This is a genomic window from Sphingopyxis sp., from assembly GCF_016463645.1.
In the GTDB taxonomy this organism is placed as follows: domain Bacteria; phylum Pseudomonadota; class Alphaproteobacteria; order Sphingomonadales; family Sphingomonadaceae; genus Sphingopyxis.
The window spans coordinates 1-8,652 of record NZ_JAEMQX010000140.1 but is presented as its reverse complement, the minus strand read 5'-3'; the positions used below and the strand labels follow the sequence as shown (position 1 = coordinate 8,652).

9 protein-coding genes are annotated in these 8,652 nt (G+C 65.3%); 3 read left to right on the top strand and 6 right to left on the bottom strand.

Annotated elements, in window-relative coordinates:
* The 4 genes from JHC57_RS19195 to JHC57_RS19180 form a co-directional block, all read right to left on the bottom strand.
* The coding region (locus JHC57_RS19195) for a TCP-1/cpn60 chaperonin family protein (protein ID WP_294032114.1) at window positions 1-367 on the bottom strand (367 nt) is incomplete at its 3' end.
* 80 nt (window positions 368-447) lie between these two features.
* Window positions 448-735 (bottom strand): co-chaperone GroES, encoded by a 288-nt coding sequence (gene groES, locus JHC57_RS19190; RefSeq protein WP_294032112.1) that lies wholly within the window; start codon window positions 733-735, stop codon window positions 448-450.
* 132 nt (window positions 736-867) lie between these two features.
* Complete coding sequence (locus JHC57_RS19185) at window positions 868-2,265, bottom strand: MATE family efflux transporter (RefSeq protein ID WP_294032110.1); 1,398 nt, start codon at window positions 2,263-2,265, stop codon at window positions 868-870.
* Window positions 2,266-2,366: 101 nt separating this feature from the next.
* A complete protein-coding gene (locus tag JHC57_RS19180) occupies window positions 2,367-2,927 on the bottom strand; it encodes a Pycsar system effector family protein (protein WP_294032109.1) in 561 nt (186 codons plus the stop codon).
* Window positions 2,928-3,075: 148 nt separating this feature from the next.
* On the opposite strand from JHC57_RS19180, the gene JHC57_RS19175 reads away from it, so the two are divergent.
* From JHC57_RS19175 to JHC57_RS19165, 3 genes are all read left to right on the top strand, one after another.
* Entirely contained in the window at window positions 3,076-3,312 is a 237-nt protein-coding gene (locus JHC57_RS19175; protein ID WP_294032107.1) for an acyl carrier protein, read from the top strand.
* Window positions 3,313-3,319: 7 nt separating this feature from the next.
* Window positions 3,320-4,522, top strand: coding sequence for an aminotransferase class I/II-fold pyridoxal phosphate-dependent enzyme (locus JHC57_RS19170; RefSeq protein ID WP_294032106.1), 1,203 nt, complete (start codon window positions 3,320-3,322; stop codon window positions 4,520-4,522).
* A gap of 113 nt (window positions 4,523-4,635) precedes the next feature.
* Entirely contained in the window at window positions 4,636-6,612 is a 1,977-nt protein-coding gene (locus JHC57_RS19165; protein ID WP_294032104.1) for an ATP-binding protein, read from the top strand.
* 30 nt (window positions 6,613-6,642) lie between these two features.
* On the opposite strand, the gene JHC57_RS19160 is transcribed toward JHC57_RS19165, so the two are convergent.
* Complete coding sequence (locus JHC57_RS19160) at window positions 6,643-7,503, bottom strand: hypothetical protein (RefSeq protein WP_294032103.1); 861 nt, start codon at window positions 7,501-7,503, stop codon at window positions 6,643-6,645.
* 7 nt (window positions 7,504-7,510) lie between these two features.
* Complete coding sequence (locus JHC57_RS19155) at window positions 7,511-8,485, bottom strand: diacylglycerol kinase family protein (protein ID WP_294032101.1); 975 nt, start codon at window positions 8,483-8,485, stop codon at window positions 7,511-7,513.
* Window positions 8,486-8,652 lie beyond the last annotated feature (167 nt).

Genomic DNA, 8,652 nt, shown 5'->3' with positions numbered 1-8,652 from the left:
CAAGGTCGATGCCGCGCTTCAGATCCATCGGGTTCATGCCGGCGGCGACCGACTTCATGCCCTCGCGAACGATCGCCTGGGCGAGAACGGTCGCGGTGGTGGTGCCGTCACCGGCCTTGTCGTTCGCCTTCGAGGCGACTTCGCGCAGCATCTGCGCGCCCATGTTCTCGAACTTGTCCTTGAGTTCGATTTCCTTGGCGACCGACACACCGTCCTTGGTGATGCGGGGCGCGCCGAAGCTCTTGTCGATCACGACATTACGGCCCTTCGGCCCCAGCGTGACCTTGACGGCGTCGGCGAGGATGTCGACGCCCTTCAGGATGCGCTCGCGCGCGTCGCGCGAAAATTTAACGTCCTTGGCAGCCATGATTGCTTCCTTCAAAAAATCGCAGAAAACTGCGTAACTTTACACTGAAATCATATTTCCGCCGAAACGGAAGGACTGGCTCAGGCGAGAACGCCGAGGATGTCCGATTCCTTCATGATCAGCAGCTCTTCGCCGTCGACCTTGACTTCGGTGCCCGACCATTTGCCGAACAGGATGCGGTCGCCAGCCTTGACGTCGAGCGGCGTAACCTTGCCGTCTTCGGCCTTGATGCCGGTTCCGACGGCGACAACTTCGCCTTCCTGCGGCTTTTCCTTGGCGGTGTCGGGGATGATGATGCCGCCGGCCGTCTTTTCTTCGGCTTCGATACGGCGGACGAGCACGCGGTCGTGCAGCGGACGAAATTGCATGGATTACCCTCCAGAGGTGCAAAGATATCGCGTTTGGCACTCACAGGGCGCGAGTGCTAACAGGCGGCCATATGGGTGGGAGTCCAATAGGCGTCAAGCGTCCCGCTACAAGATTCTTGCGAAGTTTTTGCGTCAGGCCGGAAGCAGGCCGAGACGGGCGCGCATGCGCCAGCGCGCGATGAGCAGCGCGGCGACCAGTATCAGACCGACGGCGAGCCCGATCCAGACCCCGACACCCTCGAGCGGCGTCCAGAAACCGAGATAGATCGCGGTGCCATAGCCCCCGACCCAATAGCCGCAGATCGCGATGACCATCGGGATGCGCGTGTCCTGAAGACCGCGCAACACCCCGGCCGCGACCGCCTGCGCCCCGTCGAACAACTGGAAAGCGGCGGCGACCACGAGAAACTGCATCGCGAAGCCCAGGAGCGCCGCATTCTTCGCATCGTCGACATCGACATAGATCGACAGGACGAGGCTGGGGAACAGCCACATCAGCAGCGCGGTAAAGGCCATGAAGCCGATGCCGAGTGCGAGCGAGGCGTGGCCTGCAAAGCCGATGCCGCGATGGTCGCGCGCGCCATAGGCAAGGCCGACGCGGATCGTCGCCGCCTGCGCAATCCCGAAGGGAATCTGGAACGCGAGCGCCGCGATCTGGAGCGCGATCGTATGCCCGGCAAGCTGGGCCTCGCCGATCCGGCCCATCAGGAAAGCGGCGCCGGTGAACAGCCCCGCCTCGGCAAGGATGGTCGCCCCGATCGGCGTGCCGATGCGCAACATCTCGAAAAAGCGGCTCCATTCGCTGCGCCACCAGTTGCCGAAGATATGGTAGCGGCGAAGCCGCCGGTCGCTCTGGATGACCGCGACATAGGCGAGCAGGATCAGCGCGCTGGTGATCACACTCGAGATCGCCGAGCCATGCAGGCCGAGCGCGGGCATGCCCAGATGGCCGAACACCAGCACCCAGTTGCCGAGCGCATTGACGAACAGCGCGCCGAAGGTGATCGCCGTCGCAATCGTCGGCCGCCCCAGCGCCGAAACGAAGATGCGAAGCACGCTCGCCGCGATCATCGGGAACATGCCCCACATCAGGATCAGCAGGAACCCCGCGGCGCGCGCCGCGAGATCCCCGGGCTGCCCCGTCGCGCGCATGATCGGCCCGCCCGCGGCGCAAATGCCCATGAAGAGGAGCGAGACGAGCGCGCTCAGCCACAGCGCCATGCGCACGGTGCGCCGCACCTCGCGGACGCTGTGCTTGCGGCGGCCGAGTTCGGCCGCGATCAGCGGCGCGGCGGCGCCGACCAGCCCCGAGCCGGTCCAGAGCAGCAGCCCGAAGATGGCGACGCCGAGCGACGAGGCGGCGAGCGCCGCATCGCCGAGGCGTGCGACGAACATCACGTCGATCGCATGGACGAGCATCTGCAGCAGATTCGCCGCCGCGAGCGGCCCCGCGAGCGCGAGCGTCGCGCGAAACTCGGCGCGGAAATTCTGCGGACGATCCGCGGTCAGGGGTTGGGCCCGCTCCAGCATGGCCGGCCCGGATAGGCGTGCGAATGTTGCGGTTCAATACCGGCCGGTTTTCGGCGGAGCATTTGTCCGCCGGGGTGGCAGAAAGGCAACAGACACCCGCGTCACCCCCGCCACATCGCGATCATTTCGGCGCCGAACGCGATGAAGGTCAGCGTCAGGCCGACGACGAACAGCCGGTAGGCATAGGCCAGATAGCGATATTTGCGCCGCGCGAGGACAATGCCGTTCTGATAGGTGTCGCGCAGCATCGTCTCGTAGATATCTTCCTCGCTGCGGAGGCGCGCCTTCACCGCGGCGATATAGTCGTCCTCGTCCATCTGCGCGAAGCGGCCGAAGAAGAGGATGTTGCTGTGGTCCTTGCCGTCCTTGTAGACGACCGGTGGCGCCTTGCCGACCCGCGGCAGCACCGCCGAGACGGCGAGCAGGGCCGAGAGGAAGGAAAAGGTCGCGAGGATGGTGAGCGGCATCGCCAGCGCGCCCGCCCCGGCCCGCGCCTGTCCGACCGCGAGGGTGAACACGACGAACGTCGCGCCCATCAGGATCGACGCCTTCTGGTCGGCCATCTGCGACAATTGCATCGTGATCTGCTGGGTGGTGCGCACCAGATGCACGGCGTTGGGCGGAAAACCCGCGCCGGATGCCGGCTTCGGATCGTCTGGCATAGGCATTCCCCGTCTTGGACCCGCAACAGCGATGGCACGGCGCGCGTTTCTCGGCAAGATGCTGCCCTGTTCCCGCCGCATTCGCTTGCCAATCGGCAGGCTTCGCGGCATGCCCGCGCGCAACTTTTATCTCTATGGGACGCACCACATGAGCACCGCTCTCAAGGACCAGATTTTCGCCCTGATCGAACCGTTCAACAAGAAGGGCGTCGAACTGACCGACGCGACGACCTTTGCCGGCGACCTCGAATGGGACAGCCTGACGGTGATGGACTTCGTCGCCGAGGTCGAGGACACGTTCGACATCATCATCAGCATGAACATGCAGGCCGAAATCGAAAATGTCGGCCAGCTCGTGGCCGCAGTCGAGAAATTGCAGGGCTGATACCGCGATGACCGATCTTTTCAGCAAGTTCGACCCGCTGATCCAGCAGCGCGAGGCACTGCTCGCGACCGGCGTCACCGATCCGTTCAGTCTGGTGATGGAAAAGGTGCTCTCGCCGACCGTCGCGATCTGCAACGGGCGCGAGACGATCCTGCTCGGCACATATAATTATATGGGCATGACGTTCGACGAGGACGTCATCGCCGCGGGCAAGGACGCGCTCGACAAGTTCGGCAGCGGCACGACCGGCAGCCGCGTCCTCAACGGCACCTATCAGGGGCACAAGGAGTGCGAGGACGCGCTCAAGGAATTTTACGCCATGGATCATGCCATGGTGTTCTCGACCGGTTATCAGGCGAACCTCGGCATCATTTCGACGATCGCGGGCAAGGGCGACTATGTCATCCTCGACATCGACAGCCATGCGTCGATCTATGACGGGTGCAAGATGGGCGACGCCGAAATCGTCGCCTTCCGTCACAATGACGTCGAAGCGCTCGAAAAGCGCCTGAAGCGCCTGCCCGCCGAGGCCGGCAAGCTCGTCGTACTCGAGGGCGTCTATTCGATGCTCGGCGACGTCGCGCCGCTCAAGGAAATGATCCGTGTCTCGAAAGAGGCCGGCGCGATGGTGCTGGTCGACGAGGCGCATTCGATGGGCTTCATCGGCGAGCATGGCCGCGGCGTCGCCGAGGCGCAGGGCGTGATCGATGATGTCGACTTCATCATCGGCACCTTCAGCAAGAGCGTCGGCACCGTCGGCGGCTTCTGCGTGTCGAACCATCCGAAGTTCGAGATCATGCGGCTCGTCTGCCGTCCCTATGTATTCACCGCCTCGCTGCCGCCGAGCGTCGTCGCGACCGCCGCGACGAGCATTCGCAAGCTGATGCACGGGTCGAACAAGCGCGCGCATCTGTGGGAAAATTCGAAGAACCTGCACAAGGGCCTTCGCGACCTCGGCTTCACGCTCGGTACCGAAGAACCGCAGTCGGCGATCATCGCGGTGATCATGCCCGACCTCGAGAAAGGTGCGATGATGTGGGAAGCGCTTCTGGAAGAAGGGCTTTACGTCAATCTCGCGCGTCCCCCGGCAACGCCCGCCGGCATGACACTGCTGCGCTGCTCGCTCTGTGCCGAGCATTCGAGCGAACAGGTCACCGAAATCCTGGGCCGCTTCGAACGGGCGGGCAAACGCGTGGGCATTATCGGCTGAACCGAGCGGCTCCGCCGACCAGCGGATTCCTTTTCGGGGCGAGTCGAAGCGGTGTCAGGTCAACGGAGGCTTCGGCGCTTTGCGGCGCGGCGCTTGTCCGGTAAGAGATGCGCGTGTTCGAGCGGGATATCGACAGCGAAAATGACGGGCGGCGGGAGCGTATTCGCTTCTGGTCGACGATCGTCCTCGGTGCGATCCTGACCGGCGTGGTCGGGGCGCTCGTCGTTCTGCTCGCGCGCGCCAACGACAATTACGACCGTTCGCTCGGCTGGCAGACGCAGAGCATGGAGGTGATCTCGCAGACCCGTTCGGTCGACGCGGCGATCGCGCGCGCCGAGGCTGCGCTCGGCCGCTTCGCGGTCGGACTGCAGAAGGAAGACGGTCGCATCTATGAATATCAATGGGGCCGCGCGCGTCAGTTCCTGACCCAGTTGCGGCGCAACGTCCGCGACAATCCGAAGCAGATGGCGCTCGTCGAGCAGTTGACGCGCGAGATGGACAGCCGCGGCGCCCAGCTCGGCGACGCCGCGCTCAGCGCCAATTACAACCAGACCGTCGCCGCCATTTCCAAATATTATGCCGCCGGCAAGGGCGAAGGGATCGGCCGGATCGACAAGGTGCTGTCCGAAATCATCGCGAACGAGCGCGCCCTGCTCCGCGATCGCAACCGGCTTGCGGCGGCCGACCGCGCGAACCTCAACCAGGCGATCCTGCTCTTTTCGCTGCTCGGCGCGGGCGCCGTGGTCGCCGCGATCGGCGCGACATTCTCGCTGATCCGCGCCGAGGGCGAACGGCGACTGGCGCGACGCGAGCAGATTTTCGAAAGCGACCGCGCGATGCATCTCGAAGCCGCGGTCGAGGAGCGGACCGCCGAACTGGCGCACGCCAACGAGGCGCTTCGCAGCGAGATGACCGAGCGCGAGGCGGCGGAATCGCAGCTTCGGCAGGCGCAGAAGATGGAGGCCGTCGGCCAGCTCACCGGCGGGATCGCGCACGACTTCAACAATATGCTCGCGGTCGTCGTCGGCGGGCTCGAACTCGCGCAGCGCTGGTTGCCGGGCAAGCCCGAAAAGGCGCAGCGCCACCTCTCCAACGCGCTCGACGGCGCCAACCGCGCCGCCGACCTGACGCGGCGCCTGCTGACCTTTGCGCGGGCGGAGCCCGCGCGTCCCGAAATGACGCCGATCGACGAATCGATCGCGAGCTTCGCCCAGCTCATCGAACGGACGATCGGCGACCGTATCGCGCTGACGCTCGATCTCCAGGCCGACGGGCTCGCCTGCTGGATCGACCGGCAACAGTTCGAAAATGCGCTGCTCAATCTCGCCGTCAATGCGCGCGATGCGATGAACGGTCACGGGTCGCTGACGATCCGTACGCTCGACGACGGCGAGTATGAGGCGGCCGCGCTGGCGGTACAGGTCATCGACACCGGCTGCGGCATGTCGCCCGAAGTGCTCGAACGCGTCTTCGACCCCTTCTACACGACCAAACCCGCCGGACAGGGAACGGGTCTCGGCATGAGTCAGGTTTTCGCCTTCTGCCGCCAGTCGGGCGGCGAGGTGCAGATTGCGTCGACCGAGGGCGAAGGCACGAGCGTCGCGATGCTCCTGCCGATCGCCAAGCCCGAACCCCAGGCCGTAACCGAGGCCGTCCCGGGCGAAACCGCAGGCCCCGATACGCCAGCCGACGCGCTGAACATCCTCGTCGTCGAGGACGACGCGCGCGTACTCGCGGCCACGGTCGATGCGGTGAGCGAGCTCGGCCACACGGCCGTCGCGTGCGGCAACCCGCTCGAGGCGGAGGCGCTCGTCGAAGGGCGGCTTGCCGAAGGCCATGGCGGCTTCGACCTCATACTCTCCGACGTCCTGATGCCCGAGCTCACAGGCCCCGAAATGGTCGCGCAGCTGAAACAGCGCTGGCCCGAACTGTCGGTGCTGTTCGTAACGGGCTATGCCGGCGACGCGAGCGAGGACGCGGCGTTCGGCGACCATGACGTGCTGCGCAAACCCTTCACGCTGACCGCGCTCGATCAGGCGATCCGGCGCACCGGCGAGGGGCGCTCCGAAGGCCAGCGGCTCGTCAACTGATCCGCTTTACCCCATTTCCCGGGGGAAAGTTCAGCGAATCGCGCCACTTTTCATCAGCCGGGGTACGAGCGTCAATGCCGCCACCAGCGGCCAGCGCCGCTGCCAGGGCTTGATCTCGATCTTCGTGCCCGCGTGGCGGTTGATCTTCCATGCGAGATAATCGATCCCGCCCGCATAGGTCAGGCTGGCCTTGGCGAGCCGCGCGACGCTGAGCAGCTTGCCCTCGAACCGCCGCCGCGCCCAGCGACCGCCGGTGGCATCGGCGGGAATGGCCGCAATCGCGGGGGCGCTGATGCGTTCATAGCGTGCCGCATCGGCATCGACGACCGATTGCGCGCGGCTCGTCCGTTCGGCGCGAAGCTCGACCGAATAGGTCAGCGAAAAGGCGCGGCGCCACCAGTCGAGCGGCGCCTCGCCCGCGCGCCGCCCCGCAGCCGAGAGCAGCGTGGGCGCGGCGCGCGATACGGCGGCGATCGCACGATCATGGGCGGTACCGTCGACCGCCCACACGAGCCGCGACGGCTGCGCGAAGCGCGCCCATACCGAGACATTACGGGTCTCGGGGCCGTTCAGCCGGTCGAAATCGGCTTCGCTCAGCACCGCATATTTGGCGATCAGCCCGCCGTGCTGGAACGGAAAGACATTGGGCGGGATCAGACGGTTGGCGACCGCCATCCAGCGCTTGGGATAGGCGTCGCCGTAGTCCGATACGATCAGATAGAAGTCGAGCATCAGCCCGTCGAGTTCGCTCTCGCGCAGGCAGCTGCCGTAGAAGAGCACGGCACGCGCGCTGCCGGGATATTCGGCGGCAATCGCCGACGCCATCGCGGCGACGCGCGGATCGACCGGGGTCGCGAGTTCTTCGCGGACGAATTCGGACAGCGCGGACATGAAAGGCTCAGGCGGCGAGGCGCAGGAAGGGAACGGGCTGCGTCGAGGTCAGGATGATCGGCGCGCCATTCTTCGCCTGGAAAATTTCGCCGTCGAGAATCACGTTCGACCGCTCGCCCTCGATGCGGATTTCGTCGCCCTGCTGGAAATGCACACCATCGAGCTGCTTCTGCCCCAGCGTCCCGCGCCAGGTCGCGCCGAGCATGCGGAACAGCGCGCCGACATTGCTGTCGGTCGCGAGCAGTTTCATATTGCCGTTCGTTCCATAGGCTTCGCTCGTGCGGATGCTCAGCAGCAGTTTCTCGAGCGTCGTGACGATCAGCAGCGAGAACTTGCCCTTGAACTCGCCCTGGCGGATCAGCGACACGGTCATCGGCTCGGGCTTGGGCGGCAGACGCCCGCCGCCGATGCCGAAGACGATCGCGAACAGCGCCAGCATCGCCGCAAGGAAATGCGAAATCCCGTTCGGCAGGCCGAGCGGATAGATGCGGTTGCGGCAATAGAGCATGACGTCGGCGAGGTAGGCGCCGCCGAGGAACATGCCGAGTACCGGTCGTTCCTCGCCGCCGCTGTCGAGCGCGATGAGCTGGCGTTCGATCACATGATCCTCGAGCCGCCCGCTCTCGACCAGTTCGACTACGCGCTGCAGCGCCTTGATCGGATCGCCCTCGGCGCCGAGGTCGAGCGCGATCAGATTGGTCTTGCCGTTGGGAAGCACGGCGACCGGCGGCGGCGAGCCGCCGAAATGATCACCCGAATAGATTTCGGTGAGCGCGGCCTGCACGGTGCCGTCGCCGCCGTTGATGACGACGACGCGCGGACCGACCATCGCCATGGTACGGATGGCCTTTTCGATCTGGTCGACGTCCTCGACCTCATAGTGAAAGATGTCGGGGTGCGCCGCGCAATATTCGCGAACCCGCGGCAACAACGAGCGGTTGCCCGTCGAGCGCGGATTCGAAAGGAGCGCGACGCTTGCCACCGTATCTTATACCGGGTCGAAGGAGAGCCCGTTGACATAGTTCAGCGTGACCGGGACGCGCTTCGTCGCGCCGCCGACCGCGAAACTGACCACCGCCAATTTGGGTTTCCGTTTGAAGATGAAATCGCTGACCTTCATGTCGGGGTTGCCCGACAGGCCCGCGCCGT

Bases quoted from the DNA above. Each gene is read 5' to 3' on its own strand.
- groES (WP_294032112.1), bottom strand. From the start codon at position 735: ATGCAATTTCGTCCGCTGCACGACCGCGTGCTCGTCCGCCGTATCGAA.
- JHC57_RS19185 (WP_294032110.1), bottom strand. From the start codon at position 2,265: ATGCTGGAGCGGGCCCAACCCCTGACCGCGGATCGTCCGCAGAATTTC.
- JHC57_RS19180 (WP_294032109.1), bottom strand. From the start codon at position 2,927: ATGCCAGACGATCCGAAGCCGGCATCCGGCGCGGGTTTTCCGCCCAAC.
- JHC57_RS19175 (WP_294032107.1), top strand. From the start codon at position 3,076: ATGAGCACCGCTCTCAAGGACCAGATTTTCGCCCTGATCGAACCGTTC.
- JHC57_RS19170 (WP_294032106.1), top strand. From the start codon at position 3,320: ATGACCGATCTTTTCAGCAAGTTCGACCCGCTGATCCAGCAGCGCGAG.
- JHC57_RS19160 (WP_294032103.1), bottom strand. From the start codon at position 7,503: ATGTCCGCGCTGTCCGAATTCGTCCGCGAAGAACTCGCGACCCCGGTC.